This window comes from Blautia sp. HA9023, assembly GCF_056504095.1.
The window spans coordinates 56,827-79,430 of sequence record NZ_JBWLUR010000010.1; the positions used below are offsets into that span (position 1 = coordinate 56,827).

20 protein-coding genes and 1 pseudogene are annotated in these 22,604 nt (G+C 44.3%); 1 reads left to right on the top strand and 20 read right to left on the bottom strand.

What is annotated here, in order from left to right; all coding sequences use genetic code 11:
• Positions 1-168: 168 nt before the first annotated feature.
• The 3 genes from AC04Q6_RS15855 to larE form a co-directional block, all read right to left on the bottom strand.
• Entirely contained in the window at positions 169-450 is a 282-nt protein-coding gene (locus AC04Q6_RS15855) for a DUF2325 domain-containing protein (RefSeq protein WP_015525835.1), read from the bottom strand.
• Positions 451-595: 145 nt separating this feature from the next.
• Positions 596-1,285 carry a tRNA (N6-threonylcarbamoyladenosine(37)-N6)-methyltransferase TrmO gene (gene tsaA, locus AC04Q6_RS15860; RefSeq protein WP_118071155.1) on the bottom strand — a complete coding sequence of 230 codons (690 nt, stop codon included), beginning with the start codon at positions 1,283-1,285 and terminating at the stop codon, positions 596-598.
• A gap of 1 nt (position 1,286) precedes the next feature.
• Positions 1,287-2,108: an ATP-dependent sacrificial sulfur transferase LarE gene (gene larE, locus AC04Q6_RS15865; RefSeq protein WP_476389771.1), complete on the bottom strand. Its 822-nt coding sequence runs from the start codon at positions 2,106-2,108 to the stop codon at positions 1,287-1,289.
• Between the two features lie 191 nt (positions 2,109-2,299).
• Between larE and AC04Q6_RS15870 the strand changes: the two genes are divergently transcribed.
• Positions 2,300-2,554, top strand: coding sequence for a hypothetical protein (locus tag AC04Q6_RS15870; protein ID WP_021977554.1), 255 nt, complete (start codon positions 2,300-2,302; stop codon positions 2,552-2,554).
• Positions 2,555-2,624: 70 nt separating this feature from the next.
• Here AC04Q6_RS15870 and AC04Q6_RS15875 read toward each other — a convergent pair whose 3' ends face one another.
• The 17 genes and pseudogenes from AC04Q6_RS15875 to ppdK form a co-directional block, all read right to left on the bottom strand.
• Positions 2,625-3,368 carry a DeoR/GlpR family DNA-binding transcription regulator gene (locus AC04Q6_RS15875; protein WP_021977553.1) on the bottom strand — a complete coding sequence of 248 codons (744 nt, stop codon included), beginning with the start codon at positions 3,366-3,368 and terminating at the stop codon, positions 2,625-2,627.
• 70 nt (positions 3,369-3,438) lie between these two features.
• Complete coding sequence (locus AC04Q6_RS15880) at positions 3,439-3,696, bottom strand: HPr family phosphocarrier protein (RefSeq protein ID WP_015525831.1); 258 nt, start codon at positions 3,694-3,696, stop codon at positions 3,439-3,441.
• Between the two features lie 38 nt (positions 3,697-3,734).
• Positions 3,735-5,648, bottom strand: coding sequence for a PTS fructose transporter subunit IIABC (locus tag AC04Q6_RS15885; protein WP_118071154.1), 1,914 nt, complete (start codon positions 5,646-5,648; stop codon positions 3,735-3,737).
• A gap of 20 nt (positions 5,649-5,668) precedes the next feature.
• Positions 5,669-6,580, bottom strand: coding sequence for a 1-phosphofructokinase (gene pfkB / locus AC04Q6_RS15890; RefSeq protein ID WP_118071153.1), 912 nt, complete (start codon positions 6,578-6,580; stop codon positions 5,669-5,671).
• A 267-nt stretch (positions 6,581-6,847) separates the two neighbouring features.
• On the bottom strand, positions 6,848-7,639 hold the full coding sequence (locus AC04Q6_RS15895; RefSeq protein ID WP_118071152.1) for an aminotransferase class IV: 792 nt from the start codon (positions 7,637-7,639) through the stop codon (positions 6,848-6,850).
• Positions 7,640-7,717: 78 nt separating this feature from the next.
• On the bottom strand, positions 7,718-9,139 hold the full coding sequence (gene pabB, locus AC04Q6_RS15900; RefSeq protein ID WP_118071151.1) for an aminodeoxychorismate synthase component I: 1,422 nt from the start codon (positions 9,137-9,139) through the stop codon (positions 7,718-7,720).
• 123 nt (positions 9,140-9,262) lie between these two features.
• The gene (locus tag AC04Q6_RS15905) at positions 9,263-9,880 is read right to left on the bottom strand and encodes an anthranilate synthase component II (RefSeq protein WP_118071150.1); all 618 of its coding nucleotides are present in this window, start codon (positions 9,878-9,880) and stop codon (positions 9,263-9,265) included.
• Positions 9,881-10,061: 181 nt separating this feature from the next.
• On the bottom strand, positions 10,062-10,214 hold the full coding sequence (locus AC04Q6_RS15910) for a DUF1858 domain-containing protein (RefSeq protein WP_476389772.1): 153 nt from the start codon (positions 10,212-10,214) through the stop codon (positions 10,062-10,064).
• Positions 10,215-10,366: 152 nt separating this feature from the next.
• A pseudogene (locus AC04Q6_RS15915) lies at positions 10,367-11,729 on the bottom strand (MATE family efflux transporter).
• A gap of 39 nt (positions 11,730-11,768) precedes the next feature.
• Positions 11,769-12,227, bottom strand: coding sequence for a GtrA family protein (locus AC04Q6_RS15920; RefSeq protein ID WP_021977545.1), 459 nt, complete (start codon positions 12,225-12,227; stop codon positions 11,769-11,771).
• A gap of 109 nt (positions 12,228-12,336) precedes the next feature.
• Positions 12,337-13,728, bottom strand: coding sequence for a dipeptidase PepV (gene pepV, locus AC04Q6_RS15925; RefSeq protein WP_021977544.1), 1,392 nt, complete (start codon positions 13,726-13,728; stop codon positions 12,337-12,339).
• Positions 13,729-14,994, bottom strand: coding sequence for a cytosine permease (locus AC04Q6_RS15930; RefSeq protein WP_059085206.1), 1,266 nt, complete (start codon positions 14,992-14,994; stop codon positions 13,729-13,731).
• Between the two features lie 2 nt (positions 14,995-14,996).
• Complete coding sequence (locus AC04Q6_RS15935) at positions 14,997-16,154, bottom strand: PucR family transcriptional regulator (RefSeq protein ID WP_021977542.1); 1,158 nt, start codon at positions 16,152-16,154, stop codon at positions 14,997-14,999.
• A gap of 5 nt (positions 16,155-16,159) precedes the next feature.
• Positions 16,160-17,191: a 2,5-dihydroxypyridine 5,6-dioxygenase NicX family protein gene (locus AC04Q6_RS15940; RefSeq protein ID WP_021977541.1), complete on the bottom strand. Its 1,032-nt coding sequence runs from the start codon at positions 17,189-17,191 to the stop codon at positions 16,160-16,162.
• 203 nt (positions 17,192-17,394) lie between these two features.
• Entirely contained in the window at positions 17,395-18,447 is a 1,053-nt protein-coding gene (rsmH, locus tag AC04Q6_RS15945) for a 16S rRNA (cytosine(1402)-N(4))-methyltransferase RsmH (RefSeq protein WP_118071171.1), read from the bottom strand.
• A 104-nt stretch (positions 18,448-18,551) separates the two neighbouring features.
• Complete coding sequence (locus AC04Q6_RS15950) at positions 18,552-19,742, bottom strand: hypothetical protein (RefSeq protein WP_021977539.1); 1,191 nt, start codon at positions 19,740-19,742, stop codon at positions 18,552-18,554.
• 116 nt (positions 19,743-19,858) lie between these two features.
• The gene (ppdK, locus tag AC04Q6_RS15955) at positions 19,859-22,489 is read right to left on the bottom strand and encodes a pyruvate, phosphate dikinase (protein ID WP_059085207.1); all 2,631 of its coding nucleotides are present in this window, start codon (positions 22,487-22,489) and stop codon (positions 19,859-19,861) included.
• Between the last annotated feature and the right edge of the window lie 115 nt (positions 22,490-22,604).

Consider the following 22,604-nt stretch of genomic DNA (forward strand, 5'->3'; position numbering starts at 1 on the left):
ACCTGTAATTTCGACTTCCAGCGCTGCATATTCACGATTCACTGCAACGCTTTACCACAGAAACCTACGGCTATTTTATTGAATAATTCATGATTTTGCAAGTCTTTCCGTTACATTTCCGCAAAAAAGTCAAATTATACAAGAGAAAAGTATCTCCTGACCTGTTTCTTATGCACAGTACTGTTTCAGAATATTCTCAAGAGCTGCAGCGCTGCTTGTGTGACAGCGGCATACAGGGATGGATTTTTTCTTTGCTTCTTCTACTGCACAGTTTACCATTTTGTGGGAAACGGTACTTGTAAACAGAATCATCAGATCCGGCACACCGATCTTTTTCTTCATGGCTCCTTTTTCTTTTGCAAAAACTTTTGCCTTACATCCGAATCCCTTACAGATATCCTCATACTGACATACCATTCTTTCATTACCGCCTACGATTACAACGCTCATAATTCACTCTCCTTTGATCTCTGAACTTTTTTTATATAACTGTTACTGGTTATCTTTAACTAACTCTTGGTTTAAAATATTGAGTTAGCATTTGCTAACTCGTTTATTATAATACCATGCCTTAAAAAGTTTGTCAAAGGTAATTTTAAATTTTGTCAGATTTTTTATATTCTGTGATCCCGCATACAGTAAGTATGCCCTCTTTTACCTGGAAATGTACATCCATTCCTGCAAAAGGCATTCCATATATCCGCTCCGGATCTTTCTGGTATGCAGGTCTTGGGTCTTCTTTAAGCACCCCTTCCAGGGCAGAGATCTTATCTTCCGGGATCTTTGCCTTCCATTCTTCGGGGATCTCCACTTTCAGGAAATGCTGCTCCACTTTTGCCGCAAAGCCGCCCAGAGCTTCCGGATGGCAGTCTGCCGCCGGCAGATATGGCTTGATATCATAGATGGGGGTTCCGTCCATCAGATCCGCACCGGATACGATCAGTACAGGGGCTTCTTTGCTCTCCAGATCGATCTTTTCCAGTTTCACGCAGGACAGCCCTACCGGATTTGGACGGAAGGGGGATCTGGTAGCAAATACGCCCATTCTTTCATTTCCACCCAGACGCGGTGGACGTACCGTAGGTGACCAGTTCTCACGGATCGCCTGGGAAAACTCCCAGAGCAGCCAGATATGAGAAAAATCTTCCAGCCCCTTTACCGCTTCCCGTACCCGGTATTCCGGTTCAAAAACAACACGGGCTGTCAGTTCTTCCACACGGCCGCTCTGGCGCGGGATTCCAAATTTTGTTGGAAAATCACTTCTGATCCTTGCAATTATTTTCATATTACTCTCCCAATGTTTCGTTCATGCTTCCTGTCCGGTAGCCTGTCAGATCCATTGTAACATAGGTAAAGCCATATGTCTTAAACTCTTTTGTGATCTTTTCCCGGTTTTCCAGAACTTTTAAAAATTCTCCCGGTTCCACTTCAATGCGGGCCATCATTCCGTGGATCCGCACACGAACCTGATGGAATCCCAGATCCAGAAGAAGCTGCTCTGCTTTATCTACCATGGAAAGTTTATCCCTTGTGATCTCTTCTCCGTAAACAAATCTGGAAGAAAGGCAGGCAAAAGACTGCTTATCCCAGGTAGGAAGTCCCAGATTTCTGGACAGGATACGGATTTCTTCTTTCGCAAGCTTGGAATGGCGCAGAGGACTTGTCACCCCAAGTTCTGCCACTGCCTGAAGACCTGGTCTGTAATCTCCGTTGTCATCCATATTGGAGCCTTCTGCGATATATGCGATCTTCTGCTCCTTTGCGATGTTGATGATCTTCTCAAACAGCTCGTGCTTACAGATATAACATCGGTTCTTCGGATTATGGGAAAAGCCTTCAATGTCCAGTTCCTCGGATTCACATACAAAGTGACGGATGCCTTCTTTTTCGCAGAAGTGGATCGCCTCTTTCAGTTCTCTCTCCGGAAAAGAACAGGACTTTGCAGTTACCGCGATCACCTGATCTCCAACAGTATCATGAGCTGTTTTCAGAAGATAGGTGGAATCCACACCTCCGGAAAAGGCAACCGCCACGCTTTTCAGCTGGCGGAAATAGGCTTTCAGATCTTCTTCTTTTTTTAATGCTTCCTGTAATTCTTTTTCTTCCATTGTTTTCTTCACCTCTTTAATTTCTATTACAATTCTGCCATTTATTTTTATCTGAAACGATCATTCCTGTTCGCATTCCGTTAAGATATCATACTTTCCCCACCAAGTCAATATGAAATATAATTGATAATTGTATTTTCAGACCTTTTATGCTATTGTATAAGTAATAATATTTTATCAGGAGGTTTCATATGGGACAGAGACGTACCAAAGTAGAAGTACTGAACGAAAAGATTTCCAAAGTAGATTCCAAGATTGCTGCCTACACAGAGAAGATTGCAGCTCTGGAAGATGAGAAAACTGCTCTTGCAGCTCAGCTGGAGGAAATTCATAAAGCAGCCAAGAAAGCAGAAGAAGCCGCAGAGCTGAAACGTCTTCTCAAACTGATGCATAAGAAAGACATTTCTGTGGAAGATCTGGAATCCATGATCTCCAAGGAAAACTGATCGCAAAAACCGGTTCCGAAGAATTTTCTTCCAAACCGGTTTTTTTATAATCTTTTCATTTTATAATTTTCTATGATACGATCTGAATATTTCTGCAGTCCTTATATTCTCTGGAACAGTTTTCCGTCAGGATTACCGCCCCTTCAAATGAAAAGAACGTCACCGCACTGATCTGTCCGAATTTGGAACTGTCGGACACTACATATTTTTCCAGGCACTGCTCCATAGCTGTTCGTTTTACCAGTGCCTCATTGGCCTCCGGTGTGGTAAAGCCTTCTCTCTGGGTCATTCCGTTGGTTCCAAAAAAGCCCTTGGTAAAATGATAATTCTTCAGCATCTGCATGGCCTGGCTTCCGATCACCGCTTCCGTGGAGCCTTTCAACTCCCCGCCGATCAGCAGCACACGGATTCCCATCTGGGCCAGGGTCCTTGCATGGGAAACACCGTTGGTCACAAAAGTCGCCCTGGAGCCGTTAAGATGTTCCAGCATATATCCGGTCGTCGTTCCCGCATCCAGATATACAAAATCCTCCGGCTGGATCAGAGATGCCGCATAAGCTGCGATCTTCTTTTTTTCCTCGATATTAAGCTCGGATTTTTGGGCTACAGTAGGCTCATAAGCATTGACTGTATGCTCCAGTGCCACTGCGCCGCCAAAAACCCTGGTCAGTTTTCCTGCCTTGTAAAGTGCTGTGATATCTCTGCGAACCGTGGATTCCGATGCATTCAGGATATCTTTCAGTTCTGTTACCGTGACACTGTTTTTTTCTCTGAGAAGGCCGAGTATGATCTCATATCTCTGCTCCGTCAGCATGTTTTTCCTCCTTTAAAAAAGACACCCCGATCAGCCGGACCGGGATGTCTTCTGTTCACTCATTCAGAAATTACAGGTTCTCCTGCATGAATTTGCTTACTGCCTCGTATGCTGCATCCTCGTCTGCACCATCGAATGTGAAGGTAACCTCATGGCCTTTCTTTACGCCAAGTCCCATAAGTGCAAGAAGCTTTCTGCACTCTACAGTCTTACCGTCTTTCTCGATTGTGATCTTGGACTCGAAGCCTTTTACAAGTTTCACAAGCTCTCCTGCCGGACGTGCATGGATTCCTTCGTTATCTGTTACTACATACTTGAATTCTTTCATTTTTTTATCCTCCAGGTTTTTATTTTTAATTTTAAAATTTAAGCAACTTTTTTCTTCAGTACACCGAGAAGTATTGCTGAGATCAGAGTTCCGACAACCAGTGCAACCAGATACATCAGTGCATTACCTACAACCGGGAATACGAAGATTCCGCCGTGTGGTGCCATCAGTGTACAGTTGAAGAACATGGAGATCGCTCCTGCTATTGCGGAGCCGACGATGCAGGACGGGAGTACATGGATCGGGTCAGATGCCGCAAAAGGAATGGCTCCTTCTGTGATAAATGCAAGTCCCATGATAAAGTTGGTCGGTCCTGCCTCACGCTCTTCTTTTGTAAATTTGTCTTTAAACAGCAGGGATGCAAGTGCGATAGCACATGGAGGAGTCATGCCTCCTACCATAACTGCTGCCATAATGTCATAGTTACCTGCCGCAATGGCCGCTGTACCAAATACATATGCTGCTTTGTTGAACGGGCCTCCCATATCAATGGCCATCATGCCACCGAGAACCAGTCCTAAAATTACTTTACTTGAATTTCCCATGCCTGTCAAGGCATTATTTAATCCTGTATTGATACCACCCATGATCGGCTCTACAATGAATGTCATACAAAGTCCCATAAGAAGGACACCAACAACCGGATAGATCAGTACCGGTGCGATTTTTTCCAGAGCTTCCGGAAGTTTATCACAGACTTTACGAAGTCCCAGGATCAGATATCCTGCAAGGAAACCTGCAAGAAGAGCTCCAAGAAAACCGGATTTTCCGTTTGCTGCGATCATACCGCCTACAAGGCCAACTGCAAGTGCCGGTCTGTCACCGATAGCCATTGCGATAAAGCCGGCCAGTACAGGAAGCATGAACCCAAATGCGGTTCCACCAATATTTTTCAGAACAGCCGCTACCGGTGTGATGGTACCAAAGTTTGCTCTCTGGTCTGCCGGAAGGGAACTTAAATCTACGCTTAAACCATCGATCAGAAATGCAAGGGCGATCAGGATACCACCGCCAACAACCAGTGGAAGCATATGAGATACACCGTTCATCAGCTGCATGTAGATCTTGTGGCCTGCTCCGCCGCCTGCTTTTGCATTTGAGGAAGAACTCTGGCTGCCTGCTGCCGCATGATATATCGGAACATCTCCGGAAATGGCACGGTCAACCAGTTGGTCTGCCTTGCTGATTCCGTCGGAAACCTGACATTCGATGACTTTCTTTCCATCGAAACGGTCCATGGGGACCTTGGCATCTGCTGCTACGATAATGCAGTCTGCTTCCTGGATCTCCTGATCCGTAAGTACATTTTTTGCTCCGCCGGAGCCTCTTGTCTCTATTTTAATGAAACAGTCTTTCGCCTTCGCTGCTTTTTCCAGTCCTTCTGCTGCCATGTAGGTGTGGGCAATACCTGTGGGGCATGAAGTAACTGCCAGCAGTCTGGCTCTGGCTCCTTCGGAACTTCCTGTATCTGCCAGTCTCTCGTCGATATCTTTTTTCTCATCATCTGCCTTGTCGATGATCTCCATAAATTCATCTACAGATTTCGCGTTACGTAAGGACTCTGTAAAATTATCATCCATCAGCATCACGGAAAGTTTGCTGAGTACATCCAGATGAATGTTGTCTTCTGTATTCGGTGCCGCGATCAGGAAAAGGAGCGTAACCGGCTCATCGTCCAGTGCCTCAAATTCCACGCCGTTTTTTACTACCATGGCAGCAAGTCCCGGTTTCTTTACCGCATCACATTTTCCATGGGGAATGGCGATTCCCTCACCGATTCCTGTTGTACTTTCTTCCTCTCTTAAATACACCTGTTTCCGATAAGCATCCCGGTCGCTGATCTTTTCGCTTTTTACCATAAGATCTACGGCCATGTCCAGCGCTTCGGATTTTGTCTTCGGTGCTGCATCCAGCGATATGCTTCGTTTGTCAAGCAGATCTGTGATTCTCATCTTCCCTTCTCCTTTCTTATTTACCCCTCTGTTACCTGTTTATATACCGCCTGAATCTCTTCCTTCGTGGCAAGATTTTCAGAAAATGCACTTGCGCTTCCTGCGGAAATCCCCATGTGGAAAGCGTATTCGTAATCCTGTTTTTCCATCCAGCCTGCCATAAAGCCTGCTACCATGGAATCTCCGGCTCCTACGCCGTTTACCAGTGTTCCCTTCGGTGCCGGTTTCTCAAATACCTGTCCGTCTTCTGCTACCAGGACAGCTCCTTCACCGGCCATGGAAATCAGTACATTTCTGGCACCTTTTTCCTGGAGTTTCTTTCCGTAAGGGATCACATCCTGACGGGTCTTAAGCTCGACTCCGAAGATTTCTCCCAGTTCATGGTTGTTGGGTTTCACAAGGAACGGATGATATTTCAAAACGTTTACAAGAAGATCTCTTGTTGCATCCACAACGATCATCACGCCTCTTCCGTCCAGTCTCGCCATGATCTTCTCGTACATGTCATCCGGCATGGATGATGGAATGCTTCCTGCCAGGAAAAGCACATCTCCTTCTTTCAGTGTGTCAAGTTTCTCCATCAGCTCCTGAACTTTTTCTGCGCTGATTTTAGGTCCCATTCCGTTGATCTCGGTTCCGTCAATGGATTTCAGCTTCAGGTTGATTCTGGAAACGCCTTCCGGGATCTTGATAAAATCGGATTTCACTCCCATCTCCTCAAGCTTTCTTACAATCTCATCTCCTACGAATCCTGCCATGAAACCAAGTGCTGTATTCTCAATTCCAAGGTTCATCAGCACGGTGGAAACGTTGATTCCTTTTCCACCCGGAAGCATCAGCTCAGAACTGGTACGGTTGGTAAGTCCAAGCTTGAAGTCCTCTACGGAAACGATATAGTCCAGAGATGGATTAAAAGTAACTGTGCAGATCATTTCTTTCTCCTCCCCATATCTTTTATTCTGCGGGTTTCTGACCGCTTTTTGTTGTTCCTCATTTGTTGAACTTAGTATACTTCCAAATTCATTCAAAGTCAATCAAACTACTTCACAAAATTCATGACTGTTTTTGGTTGAGTTTGCACAAAAAAAGTGCATCAATCCTAGTTTTTCCAGGTTGATACACTTTTATCCCTGATTATCTCAGTCATTTTCATTCATTTCAGTCATGGTCATTCACAGAATCTGGCACTCCATATCGTTTCATCTGTCTTTCTTCTTATTTATCGTCTCCTGTACCATGTCCTGATATTTTCTCATCAGCTCCTTTGTCACTCGGTCTTCCTCAAACCGAATTCCCCCGATCTGACGCACTGGCATGATTCCCATCAGGGAATTGGTAACAAAACATTCCTGATACCGCTTCAGGTCCTGAACATAGATGTCTGTCTCTTCCACATCTTCTGTTTCACAGAGATACTCCCGAAGGATCCCCGGAAGAAGGCCGCAACTGACTTGTGGCGTACAGATCACGCCGTTTCTCACAAAAAATACATTACTTACCGTACCTTCAGAAACCTGTTCTTTTGTATTGAGAAACAGCCGCTCATCCATTCCTGCTACCGTGGCGTTTCTTTTTTCCAGGATACAGTCTCCGTAATTCATGGTTTTGTGATATACCAGCGGTGAGGTTTCATTTCGTTTTACCGCACTGATATCTATGAAAAAACCTTTCTCATATTTTTCCGGTGTATAGTGATTGGCACGAAGAGAATAAACCATGTTTTCCTTGGTAAGCATGATCTTTAATGCACAGTGCTCCAGGTTTCCAAATTCCTTTTGTACTTCTGTGCGCATTTTCTGTTCTTCCAGATATTTTTCAATCTTCCGTGCAGTGATCCCCCGTTCTGACAAGCTTCCCAGTTTCAGGAAATCTGCGGCACGTTCCAGTCTTTTCAGGTGTTTATCCAGCAGTATGGGAATTCCCTGTTCGATCCCTATGGTTTCAAATGCTCCCAGGCCAAACTGAAAACATTCATCTAATGTTACGTTCATCTCCATCCTCCCTTTTGCATCAGGTCTCCCGGCCCGTCTGCAGAATCTTTCTTAGTCTTCCGTTATTCCGTATGTCCCCTATTGCAGTGCGTCCAGGATTGCTTTCGCTTTCTGCAGTGTTTCCTCATACTCAAATTCCAGATCTGACTCTGCCGTGATCCCGCCGCCGACACCAAGATGATATTTCCCGTTTTTATGAAGGGCTGTACGGATCACGATGTTAAAATCGCAGCTGCCATCCAGTGTCAGATAGCCGATGGAGCCGGTATAGAGATTTCTTTTTCCATGCTCCAGTTCATCAATGATCTCCATAGCGCGGTATTTCGGTGCACCGGTAATGGAGCCGCCGGGGAACGTAGCTTCCAGAAGGTCCATGACATTTTTTCCATCTTCCAGTATACCTTCAATATCCGACACCAGATGAAATACTGTGGCATATGCTTCCACTGTAAAAAGTTCAGTTACTTTCACGCTTCCCGGTGTACATACCCGGTTCAGATCATTTCGTTCCAGATCTACGATCATGAGAAGTTCACTTTTATCTTTGCCGGAATCTACAAGTTCCTGGCGGAGCATTTCATCTTCCTCAGGCGTTGCGCCACGTTTTCGTGTCCCTTTTATAGGACGGGTGTTTACATGGCGGTCTTTCATTTTCAGGAAGCGCTCCGGAGAGGCACAGACGATCTGATAATCTCCGAAATCCAGATATCCGCCAAAAGGAGAGGGATTGTTTTTCCGAAGATCATAAAAAACATCCAGCGGCTGTTTTTCGCTTTCAATTGTAAGCTGCTGTGTCATATTGGCAATGTAGATATCACCTTCTATAATATACCGGATCATCCGGTCCACTGCCTGCTTGTATTCCTCTTTCTCAAAATTTGGATGGACCTGAATCTTAAATTTCTCACGGTGAGAATTTTCCGTGATCATCCCATTTCCGAATTTCTTTTTTTCTCCGATTTCCGGTTCTTCCGGTTTGCCAGCCTCTGCAGATTCCAGGATTGCTTTTTCCATTGCGCCGATCTGCGCCGCGGCATTTCCGCTGATTCCATTTGACACAAGATACGTCCTTTTTTCCTGACAGTCTTCCACAACAAAACAGTCATAAAACGTCAGAACTGCTTCCGGAATCGTCACAAGATCTTTTTCCCCGGAGGGTACTCCCATCTGTTTCCTTCCGTAATCATAGGAAAAATATCCTACAGCTCCGGACACAAGGGGAAGTCTGCTGTCATTTTTGTCCTCATGGGTATTCAAATATTCCCGCATGTAGTCTTCAAAGGTTGTTTCTGTTTCCGGTTTTCCATTGATGGTAAAGGTCTTCCCGTCTTTTACCAGTTTCAGATAGGGGCACCTTCCGATCACGGAATAATGTCCCAGTTCATTCACAAGGGAGGAATCCAGAAATGCAGCTCCCGGCTCTCTCTCGTAGATCCGGAAAATCTCCACTGCCGGGATATATGGGGTCAGTTCTTTTATGATTCGCTGATTATTGTACATGTTTTTACTCCTGTGTGTTCCCGGTTTTATCTGTGCAGTGAGCGGATCAGGTATCCTCACTGCACCCTGTAATATTCTTATGAGTGCAGGCGTGCTGCATTCATCTCCGGGTTATTTTTTGATCTAAGCAGTTTTCTCTTCTGCCAGTTCTTCTTCCCTCTCCTGATGAAATTCCTCTGCGATCTTACAGAAATTCTCAAGAAGCTCATGGCCATATTCCGTAAGAACAGCTTCCGGATGGAACTGTACGCCATACAGAGGCAGTGTTTTATGGGAAATTCCCATAACTGCTCCGTCATCGGAAACAGCATCTACCTGATATTCCTCCGGGATGCTGTCTTCCCGGACGATCAGGGAATGATATCTTGTCACCTTATATTTCTCCGGCAGGCCTGCAAACACGCCGGTTCCGTGATTATGGATCTCTGTTACTTTTCCATGCATGGGGCGTACTCCCTTTTCCACTACTGCGCCTGCACAGTGGCCGATAACCTGATGGCCCAGACAGACACCAAGAATGGGGATCCTTCCCTGAAATCTTTTTACTGTATCTACACAAAGCTTCGCATCCCAGGGACGTTTCGGTCCCGGCGAAAGAATAATCCCTTCCGGATTCATCGCTTCCAGCTCCTTAAGAGTGATCTCATCACAGCGTTTAACCAGTATCTCTCTTCCCAGTTCCTGAAAATATGCCTTCAGATTATATACAAATGAATCAAAATTGTCGATCATGACATACATGTTTTTTCCTCCATATATAAAAAAAGGGATAACGCCGGCATGCCAAAAAGGCATGCACAGTCGTTATCCCTTACGGTCCGTAATCTGTACGTTATAACGTTATAAGATCAGTGATAGTACTGATTATTTCTGTTTCTTGGTTTCCTCATAGTGATGGATGTCTGCCAGTACTACGTTTACGTCAAGTCCGTGTACCATCCATCGCCTCCTCAAGAGACTCACCGATAGAAGACGGACAGCCGATGCAGTGCATTCCTTCCTGCATAAGGATGTATGCGATCTTCTCATCGTATGCAAGCATCTCGCCCATTGTTGTTTCCTTTGTGATTTCCATGATCTATATTCTCCCTTCTGGATTTGTAATCTTACCCGGAATCCCGGTTTCCTGGTTTCCTGGTTTTTTCCGCAGTTATAATATCATTATAACTGTATCTTCCATAATTGCAAGCCTAAATTTATTCTTTTCATTTTCTGTATTATACCCACTCAGGCAGCAGTTTCCTTTTTTCCCCTGCTCCACTTTTTCATCACATAAATATAATACGGGATCAGAGGGATCAGCGCTGCGATCCATGCGGCAGGATCTGCCAGACATACACCTGCAAAACTTGTTTTTCCTGCAACAAACATAACGATCGCACTTCTTGCCGCCAGTTCAAACACACCGCCCAGCATGGGAACCAAGCCATATCCCAGTCCCTGAAGTCCGTTTCGGTAGAGGAAGATACTTCCAAGGAACGGATATGCCCAGAATACCGTATGAAAATAAGTAACAGAAACATTAATAACATCCGTCTGGGATTTGTCAATAAATAGCCAGGTCATGTACTTTCCGAAAAAGAACATAATGATCATAGTGATCACACTCCAGATCAAGATCATGATCTGGGTATATTTCATTCCTGCTTTTACACGGTCCATCTTTCCGGCACCCCGGTTCTGTCCTACATAGGTTGCCATCGTCGCACCAAAAGCTACAAATACAGTTGCAATGATATTCTGTATTTTTCCCGCAGCGGAAAATCCTGCCATATATACAGAACCGTAAATATTTACCGCACCCTGCACAATAATGGTTCCGATCGCTGTGATGGAAAACTGAAGTCCCATGGGAATACCAAGGGCCAGCAGATAACGGAAGCTGGTAAAAGAAACTTCAAAGTTTTCTTTCTTCAGATGCAGGATCGGGAACTTTTTGATAATATAGATCAGGCAGCAGACTGCGGAAATTGCCTGCGCGATAACCGTAGCATAGGCACAGCCTTCCACTCCCATCCCGATTTTTACAATAAACAGAATATCCAGGAACACATTGATCACTGCCGAAATGATCAGAAAATACAGCGGAGATTTTGAATCTCCAAGTGCACGGAGAAACGCTGCCAGTGAATTATATGCCGCTGTTACGATCAGGCCTGCATAAATAATTCCCATATATCCCTTCACAGATTCCCATCAGATCCTCCGGTGAATTCATCAGCCGCAGAATCGGTTCATTCAAAGCCTCAAAGCCAATGGTCATCACAATGGCAAAGGCTGCTGCCAGATAAATGGACATAGCTACGTAATGACGCATCTTATCATATTGCTTCGCCCCGAACCACTGGGATACCAGAATGGCAAAGCCACTGCTCAGTCCGTTAAGCCATCCGGTAACAAAAAACATCAGTGAACCAGTGCTTCCGATTGCAGCCAGCGCATCTACTCCCAGGAACTGACCCGCAACAATGGAATCCGCAATGTTATAAAACTGCTGAAAAATATTTCCAAGACACATGGGAATCATAAACCGGATGATCAGGCTCACCGGATTTCCCACAGTCATATCATTGGTCTTATCTTTTGCCATTTTTTAACTCAACTCCTTTCTCGTAAATATAAACATTTTTTATTTTTTAAAAACAATTAATTTACTGATTATATAATTCAATACGATCACAACCACCTGAGCGATCAGCTTCACTGCCATGCTGTTAAATCCAAGCCAGGTAATGAATACTGCAAGGATCGCTTCTTCCACAACCAGGGTAAAGAGTCTTCCACCGAAAAACGAAGCCATCTGCTTTAAAAATCCGGCTGCCGAATCTACCTGACCGTCGAATACCCAGGTCCTGTTTGTAAAATACTGAAACAGTACGCAGACTACCCAGCAGATCACATTGGCGATCAGCGCATTTATTCCGAGCATGCCGTCCAGCCATGCATACAGTGCTATATTCAGAAAAAATGTGATCCCGCCAAAGAACAGATACATCAGAACTTCCTTATGTTTTTTATAAAAAGGTTCAAATATGTTCAATACAGGAAGATGCATCAGTCTGTCAAAAATGTCTCTTTTTTCCTCCATATCCATATCCTTTCTTCTTTGTCATATGTAAACTTGTATACCATAGCAAAAAATATCCTGGATGTCAACGCATTCCAGGATATTTCTATAGTTTGTTTCTTTAATGTTTTTATCTATATTCTGTCATCAGTTTGTAAAGACCTTTTACAAAAATTTCGGTCATTTTCTGCAGACTCTCAATGCTTAAAAATTCATTTGCTTCATGAGCCAGTTCTTCCTCATACGGAAACAGCGGCCCAAATGCCACAGCATTAGGAAGTGCCCTTGCATAGGTAGCTCCGCCAATAGCCATTGGCTCTGTATCCATATCCCCTGTCACTTCCTGATAGGCCTCCATCAGACACCGGATCAGTGCTGAGTCCTTTTTATGGTACACCGGAGCCAGATAATCTACTTCATTATAAAAGAAGCCATATTTTTTCAGCTGTCTCTCCAGCAGCTCCCGAATATCATTATACTCCACAGATGCAGGATAACGAATATTACACTGCAGAAAAATCCTTCCATTTTCATCCATATTCACAGTTCCCACATTAAACGTCAGTGCCCCTGCGGAATCCTCCATGGCACAGCCCAGACGCTCTCCGTCATAATCCATTCCTATGGCCTGATGAAAACATTTCATATAAGAAGCATGAGAAAGTTTTTCGCCAAATTGTCCCAGCGTTTCCAGAAGACAGGAAACTGCATTAAACCCTTTTTCCGGACTCATACAATGTGTACTGATCCCTCTGACTGACAATTTCAAAAATCCATCTGTGATCTTTGCTGTAACCTGTTCCGGAAGCGCAATGCTTTTTACTGCGGCCTTCGGATCTTCACATTTCAGAAGACAGGACGCCTCGTCCGGAACAATATTTCTGCTACGTCCACCTTTTAATTCCACAATTTGTATCTCTGCTCTTTCATCCACAGATTCCACAGAAGAAAGATCAAAGTCAAGAAGTCCTTTTTCGCAGTATAAAAGTGGAAAATTAGCATCTGGTACGATAGATACCTGTGGAAGTATTTCTGCATGATCCAGATAATAACGAATACATTGCCAGCTCTCTTCCTCATCGGTTCCCACAATCATGCGAAGACAGGTATCTTTTGGAATCAACTGATTATCTGCAAGATATTTCATAGCAAAAAGTGAAGACACCAGAGGGCCTTTATCATCTGAAGTTCCTCTTCCATAAAGCTTTCCATCTTTTTCCACAGGATCAAACGGATCTGTGTTCCATCCCTCTCCTGCACTGACCACATCTGTATGGCAGAGGATTCCGATCATCCTGTTTCCCTCTCCGGCAGTGATCTCTCCGGCATAACCATCATAATTTTTTACCTGAAATCCCATTTGCTGTCCCATTCTAAGGACGTACTCCAGAGATTTTTGGATATTTTTTCCAAAAGGTGCTCCTTTAGATGGTGCATCCTCAAAAATCCCGGGAATAGCTACCAGTTCTTTTAGACATCTGACCATTTCCGCTGTATTTTTTTCTACATATTCTCTAGCCATTTATTTATCACCTTTTTTTACCAGTCTCCACACCAGATACAGGATTCCGGAAACCAGCATTCCATTGATAAAAGAAATTCCCACAGTCAAAAACGTAGCTGCAAAACCAAGAGCCCAGGTCACGATTCCAGCCACTGACCATCCTTCACGTAATGTAAAGTTCTCTGCTTTTCCTTTCCCAAGGCTCCAGTATTCCACAATAAACAGAGCAATGATCGGCATAAACGCATTTCCAAGAAGTGTAAGAAATCCCTCAAAATTTCCGGCTACACCAACAGCTGCCAGAACTGTTCCCACAGCTCCAAGTATAACCGTTGCCATAGAACGGCCGCTTTCTTTCAGATTGAATACCATAACTGCATTTAAGCCTGCACTGTAGGCATTGGTAGTATTCGTTGTCCAGGTTGCCAGGATCAGTACGACCATTCCAAGGAACGGAAGGCCAATATTAGAAAATACAAGTGAAATGTCATACTGCTGGGCAATTCTCGTCATTACCGCTCCGAGAATAAGCATAGCCATTCCTGCCGGCATCACACCGATAGCAGAAGAAAGGACTGTATCTTTTCTTGTTCTCTGATATCTGGTAAAATCAGGTGCATTCAAGGCGCCGGTGGCCATAAAACTGATAGTAAGTACAACTCCATCTGCAAAGCTCATGGCCGGATCTTCGATAGTCATACTTAAATTTCCGGTTCCGAAACGCTGGATTGCTACCACACACCCGATCACAGTTACGATCACAAGTGCAGGAATGGCAATCTTATTCAGTTTATCCAGAGCATTGATTCCATATACAGCTGTAACCAGCATGATTATTCCCCACACAACCGTTGATACCGGAATCGGGATTTTTACTCCTGTGCTTGCTTCGATCAGATTGGAAAATGCAGAGCCACAGACACCGTTCTGCACTGCAAACCAACCGATCATGGAGATCATAAATAATGCAGAGATCAGCTTTGATGATCCCTGTTTTCCAAAAACGCCAGATGCAACAACACATGTCGGTACACCAAGATCACTTCCCATGATTCCACAAAATATCATCAACGCCACGATCACTGCATATCCGATTACCCCTGACCAGATGGCCTGAGACATCGGCATAGACTCTGCCAGGATTCCTCCCAGCATCAGACTGGGCACACAGATCATAATTCCCGCCTGGATCATGGCAACATCTGCCCAGCTTTTTCTCTCTTCCATCGGAACCTGTTCCAATGTGACAGATTCCACATTTCCTGTTTTCTTTTCCTGTTCCACTCTCATACCTCTTTATTCTTTTTTATCTCCAGCATAGATTCGATCCGCACAGCCAGAGAAATGATCTCATGAAAAAGCAACGGCTGTTCTTCCACATCAAGATAATTTCTCAGACGGTTAATACGATAACGGATCGTATTCTCGTGCTGTTTCAGTTTTTTGGCAGTTTTTTTAAAATCTCCATTGCACTGTACATACGCCCTTGTTGTAAGAAGCATGTCCTCCATGCCTTCTTCCGTTGTTTTCGCCGCAATCTCTCGACAAAATTCGTCATAAAATTCCTGCATTTCCCGACTTCCCCTGATAGGCAAAAGAAGCTGCTGCGGAGACAATGGATCATAGACCTGCTGCCTCCGGTCCGATGCCTGTGCCATGTCCAGGGCGTCTCCTGCTTCAAGAAGTGTTCGTTCTACTCTGTATCTGGCATAAGGTCTGCCAATTCCAAGTCTGCGGTTATGATAGCTTCTCAAAAGCTGTTCACACACTACATTTTTATGCTGTTCCAGTTCCTTCCTGGAATCTGCACTCAAAATACAGATATCATAGTTATCCGCCGGAATAAATATATCAAAAGATGAACAGACTTCTCCTGTTTTTTTTCTTTGTGTGATCTTCCGCCGTTCATCCCGGATATAAACAGCCTGTACGTACTCCCTGATCCCCGGATTAATGCTAAAAAGGATCTTCATTCGCTCCTGGGGCAGAGTCCTCGATGCTAGGATCTTATCCAGTTTCAGCTGATTAAGCACATTTGTCTGTTCTTCCAGGATACATTGATTAATAACTCCAAGGACCTCTGCATAAGAAATATCTTCCCTCATACAGATCACAGGAAACTGCTTCTCTTCACAGAAAGCAAGCATTTCTTTCGAAAAAAGCTCTGCTCTCTCCTCCATCATCACACAGAGCCCACTGCAGTTTCCTTTTACAAGAAGCGCCAGAACCTGCATCAGTTCTTCTGATTTCGGCTGAAACTGCAAAAGAGATGTGATAAAAAAATCTCCAGGTGCCAGAATATCTTTCTCCAGCACATCCTCTTTAAATGGCGCATCAAAAACAGATGCCCGCTTTACGATCCGGCCAAGTCCGGCCCGTCCTGACAAAATTTTTACATTCTCAAACAAAGGTGCATTTAAAACCTGCAATAAAGATATGTTCATATTATTTATTCTCTGAATGCAGCCAGCTCTTTCAGATATGGATCTGTTATTCTCCCTTCATCCATGATCTGTACACCATCAAGCCATACAGAAGAATTCAGGCAAATGCCATCACAGTGGGATTTTGCATCCTGTCCGTGCGGCGGAGCGTCAAATGGGCTGACATAACCAATTCCCCACTCTGTGGATCCCCATACACGCTCATCCTCCACAATATTGCCGGTAAGAACCGCTCCTGGATTAAACCCATACGCAATATGTGCAAGCTTGAACATTCCCTCATCTTCAAAGCTTTTCAAATGCTCTTCAAAAATGGCTGCATCACGGCCTCCTTCAATTTTTACGATTTTACTGTTTTCAATTGTAAGACGGATCGGCGCATCCGGTGTGGTTCCAAAAGGTGGGGTTACAGATCCGTCAAAAACGATCACGCCATTGATGCTTCCAAATCGCGGCACAACATTGATCTGTCCTGTAAGCATATGGATTCCTGGTACTGTTGCGTTTCCGCAGTCACATGCTGTATAATGGCCAGGATCGATTTCAAATGATATATCACATCCAGCCGGAGTTGTGACACGCATGTTCTTTGCATTTTTTGTTTTTTCAGTGATCGCAAGCATAAATTTTTTGAGCTGCTCTGTCTCCACATTGCCGATGGTACGGATCATGAGGTCAGGGTTAAAATCTACCAGACACATGTAACGCATTTTTTTGTTCTCTGCTTCTGCACGCTCAAATGGTGTGGAATAAAGAAGCCACTGATGATTAAATTCGATCCATACATCTGCACAGAGAAGTGCTGCACTTAACGCATCGACCGGAAGATCCGGATCTGCTGCTTTTCCTACTCCCCCTGGTGTGGGAACTGAAATTACCATTGCATGTGCTCCTGCATTTTTTGCACTGTTTTTTACTGCTTCTACAACCGATGCATCCGAATCATCATCTGCTGTGATGATCACAGTTTCTTCAGGCTTCACGCCAAAAATTTCTTTTACCAGCTTATCTGCTGCTGTTTCAAGTGTGATATCCATGTTTTTTCCTTTCCAATTCGTGGTGTCCCGAAAAATATTTATCTGATCTTTAACTTTTCCAGGTCACTGTAATTGTTTAACATGATAGCACAGTGATTTTTTAATTTGTATGGAATTATTCCAAAATACAGAACAGAAATTTGTAATTTTTTCAAAAAATAAGCCATGGCTTATTTTTTGCCATGGCTTATGGAGATCATCATTTATGCTTTTATCGCCCAGCGCATCTTCGTTGATCTGGCACGTCCATTCTGAGCGCATTCCTGAGCAGACGGTCGGATCACATCTTTGGAATAATCAGAATAAATTCCTTCTTTGTATCCCTGTTTCAGTGCTTTCTTTACCAGTTTGTCTTCTCCGGAATGGAAGGTAAGGATTGCCACACGTCCGCCTGGTTTCAGAGCTCCGGGGAGTTTTTCCATAAAATCATAGAGAACCTCGAATTCCCGGTTTACATCAATACGCAGCGCCTGAAAAACTCTCTGGCATGTTTTTTTGACCATGTCTTTTTTCTCTTTTTCCGGAAGAAAATCCAGAGTCTTCTCGATCACTTCCCGAAGTTTCGTAGTGGTATCTATGCGGTTGCCCTTACGGATCTCATCGGTGATGGCTTTGGCGATCTCCTCACAGTACGGCTCATCGGAATTTTCATCCAGCATTCCGGCAAGTTCTTCTCTGGAAATGGTATCCAAACGTTCCGCCGCACTGATCCCGGATTCCTGATTCAGTCTTAAATCCAGAGGTCCGTCCACTTTAAAGGAAAAACCTCTCTTTGGATTGTCGATCTGCATGGAAGATACTCCGAGATCTGCCAGGATAAAATCAAATCCGCCTACTTCTTTCGCAATCTCATCAATGGTGCAGAAATTCTGGAGTTTAATTGTCAGGATATCTTCCCCGAAGCCCTGCTCTGCCAGACGTTTTCTGGTCTTGGCAGACTCTTCCGGGTCCACATCTGTGGCATACATATGGCCCTGGCCTTTCAGACATTCCAGCATAGCTCTGGTATGTCCACCGTATCCAAGTGTGGCATCAAATCCAACCTGCCCCGGCTTGATCTCCAGAAAATCAATGATCTCTTTCACCATAATGGAAATATGCATTCCAGCCGGTGTATTCCCCTTGCTGATCACATGTTCAATGGTATCTTTATATTTCTCAGGCTGAAGCTCTTTATATTTCTCCTCAAATTTCTTCGGATATTTTCCTTTATATCGTACCCGCCTCTTATGCGGTGTCTGTGATTCCTGGTTCATAAAATTCTCCTTATCCTCTGGCATGATCTGCCCTGTTTCTTTCATGATACCATGAATCCTTTTTTTCGTAAACTGCCGGAATCACCCCAGCAGAAAACTTTCAGTTATGCAGCCGAAAATTTCTCTGTATAATACTTCTCCAGATACTCATAAAAATGGTCTCTGTCTATATGATATTCCTCCGGAACGTCAAAGAGGAGTTTTTCCAGCATCTCATCCATAATCCCTCTGGCTTCTTCCTGGCTCATCCCTGCTTTCAGATGTTTTCCCAGATACATGTTGGAAATATAATCATAGATCGGATAATATTTTTCCGGGTTCTCTGCCGTCTTTTCATCGTAGTAATCATGATATTGCTCATCCATCAGCGTCAGGATCGTCGTTGCATAGTTGTCATCCTGATTATATTCATCCAGCTGTTTTGCGTAATATCCAAGACTGTGATTCACATAATCATCCAGAGAATAATTGTCCATACATTCGATCATTATTTTATGGGCATTGCTCTGCATCTGATAGGCAATATCGTTTTCCTCATAATCAAAAAGGCTGACCGCAAACAGGGAATTGATTGCCTCCGCATTGGGAACATCATAATAATTCAGTCCGGCAAATTGAATGTATACTTTGTTTCCGTCTTCATCTGTATAATGGCTGTCCCGCAGACAATGGCTCAGTTCATGGAAGATCACCTGATAATCCCAGGTTCCTTCTTCGTATTCTTTATCTTTCAGCACATAAATCTTATTCTCTGATTTCACGTAACATCCGCAGGAATAAACATCCCAGCTGACTTTTAACAGTTCATCCTCTGTACATTCCACAACTTCCAGGCTCTGAAGATTCTGATAAAAAGGACGAAGTTCCACATCCGGATATTTTTCAAACACACATTTGCAGTATTCTTCCATAAGTGGTTTGAATTTATCCGGGATTTTCGGATTCTGCCTGATCACCTCCTCAAAATCCTGAAGGCTTTTTTTCTCAAAGGAAATGGCCTTTTCAATATAATCCATGTCGTAAATATACAACCGGTGAGTCATATCTCTGTGATCCAAATACGTATCCAGCTCAAACGCTTTCTTCTCTTCTTCCTCTGAAACTTCTTCGTTCTCCGCAGCTGGCTCATCTTCAGAATCTATCCCCGCAGAATCTGCCCCGGAATTGGCGGATGCATGAAAATCTTTTTCAAATTCTTTTACTGCCTGTCTGGTTCTGATCACGGAAGGCACGATAACTATTCCTGCCAGGATACACAGAATCATTCCTGTGATAATAAAAATTTTCTTTTTCATGGTTCTTTCCCCTGTATAAAAAAAGCTCCTGACAATCTGTATTTCTACAGACTGCCAGAAGCTTTCTATGCTTGATCAGGCTGAAGTTTCAGCCTTGAAGCAATATGAAGTTCTGCTTAGGCGTTCTTCTTAGCGATTGCTGCCTGTGCTGCTGCAAGACGAGCGATCGGTACACGGAACGGTGAGCAGGATACATAGTCAAGTCCGATCTCGTTGCAGAACTCTACGGAAGACGGATCTCCGCCGTGCTCACCGCAGATACCTACGTGAAGTTTCGGGTTAACCGGTTTTCCAAGCTGGATTGCCATCTTCATAAGTTTACCAACGCCAACCTGATCAAGTTTAGCGAATGGATCGTTCTCGAAGATCTTAGCATCATAGTATGCGTTAAGGAACTTACCAGCATCATCACGGGAGAATCCGTATGTCATCTGTGTAAGGTCGTTTGTACCGAAGCAGAAGAAGTCAGCCTCTTTAGCGATATCATCAGCTGTAAGAGCTGCTCTCGGGATCTCGATCATAGTACCAACCTCGTACTCAAGGTCAGAACCTGCTGCTTTGATCTCAGCATCTGCTGTCTCTACAACGAATTTCTTAACATATTTAAGCTCTTTGATGTCACCAACAAGCGGAATCATGATCTCCGGTTTGATGTTCCAATCCGGATGATTCTTCTTAACGTTGATAGCTGCACGGATAACAGCGCTTGTCTGCATCTTAGCGATCTCTGGGTAAGTAACAGCAAGACGGCATCCACGATGTCCCATCATCGGGTTGAACTCGTGAAGGGAAGCGATGATTGTCTTGATCTGCTCAACAGTCTTGCCCTGAGCGTCAGCCAGTTTCTTGATGTCCTCTTCCTCTGTAGGAACGAACTCATGAAGTGGCGGATCAAGGAAACGGATTGTTACAGGATTTCCTTCAAGTGCCTCATAGAGTTTCTCGAAGTCTCCCTGCTGCTCCGGAAGGATCTTAGCAAGTGCTGCTTCTCTCTCCTCTACTGTCTCAGAGCAGATCATCTCACGGAATGCATCGATTCTGTTGCCCTCGAAGAACATATGCTCTGTACGGCAAAGACCGATTCCCTCTGCACCAAGCTCACGAGCTTTCTTAGCATCAGCAGGAGTATCAGCGTTTGTACGAACTTTCATTGTTCTGTACTTGTCAGCCCATCCCATGATACGTCCGAACTCACCAGCGATCTTAGCATCTACAGTCGGGATAAGTCCGTCATAGATGTTACCTGTTGTACCATCGATGGAGATTGCATCTCCCTCATGGAACTCTTTACCAGCAAGTGTAAATTTCTTGTTCTCCTCATCCATAGCGATGTCGCCACATCCGGATACACAGCAGGATCCCATACCACGAGCAACTACGGCTGCGTGAGATGTCATACCACCACGAACTGTCAGGATACCCTGAGCAGCTTTCATACCTGTGATATCCTCTGGGGATGTCTCAAGACGAACAAGAACAACTTTCTCTCCTCTTGCAGCCCACTCAACAGCGTCCTCTGCAGAGAATACGATCTTACCGCAAGCAGCTCCTGGAGAAGCACCAAGACCTTTGCCCATCGGTGTAGCAGCTTTAAGAGCAGCTGCATCGAACTGCGGATGAAGAAGTGTATCAAGGTTACGAGGATCGATCATTGCAACAGCCTCTTCCTCAGTTCTCATTCCCTCATCAACGAGGTCACAAGCGATCTTAAGAGCAGCCTGTGCAGTTCTCTTACCATTACGTGTCTGAAGCATATACAGTTTACCATGCTCTACAGTAAACTCCATATCCTGCATGTCTCTGTAATGTTTCTCAAGAGTCTCGCAAACCTGTTTGAACTGTACGAATGCTTCCGGGAACTTCTGCTCCATCTCGGAGATGTGCATAGGTGTACGAACACCAGCAACTACGTCCTCGCCCTGTGCATTGGTAAGGAACTCACCGAACAGACCGTTAGCACCTGTAGCAGGGTCACGTGTGAAGGCAACACCTGTACCACAGTCATCACCCATGTTACCGAATGCCATCATCTGTACGTTAACAGCTGTACCCCAGGAATATGGGATATCGTTGTCACGACGATATACGTTCGCACGTGGGTTGTCCCAGGAACGGAATACGGCTTTGATCGCACCTACCAGCTGCTCCTTCGGATCAGTTGGGAAATCAGAACCGATTTTGGATTTATACTCAGCTTTGAACTGGTCAGCAAGCTCATGCAGGTCAGCAGCTGTAAGCTCAACGTCCTGCTTAACACCTCTCTTAGCTTTCATCTCATCGATGAGCTCCTCGAAGTATTTCTTACCAACTTCCATAACTACGTCAGAATACATCTGGATGAATCTTCTGTAGCAGTCCCAAGCCCAACGCTCATTGCCGGATTTCTCAGCAAGAGTGTTAACAACTTCTTCATTTAAACCAAGGTTGAGGATTGTGTCCATCATACCAGGCATAGATGCTCTCGCACCAGAACGAACGGATACAAGCAGAGGATTTTCTTTGTCACCGAATTTCTTACCGGTAACTCCTTCCATCTTGGTAATTGCTTCCATGATCTGAGCCATGATCTCATCGTTGATGGATCTGCCATCCTCGTAGTACTGTGTGCAGGCCTCTGTTGTGATTGTGAAGCCCTGCGGTACAGGAAGACCGAGGTTTGTCATCTCAGCAAGGTTGGCACCTTTGCCGCCCAGAAGATTTCTCATAGTAGCATTACCTTCTGTAAACATGTAAACCCATTTTGCCATTTTACATTTTCCTCCTAATTATTGTTCTTTAAAACATAAAAAATGTATGTTTTCTACGCACATAATTATTTTATAGATTTATCCTTCATTAGTCAAGGTTATTCTTCCAAAAAAC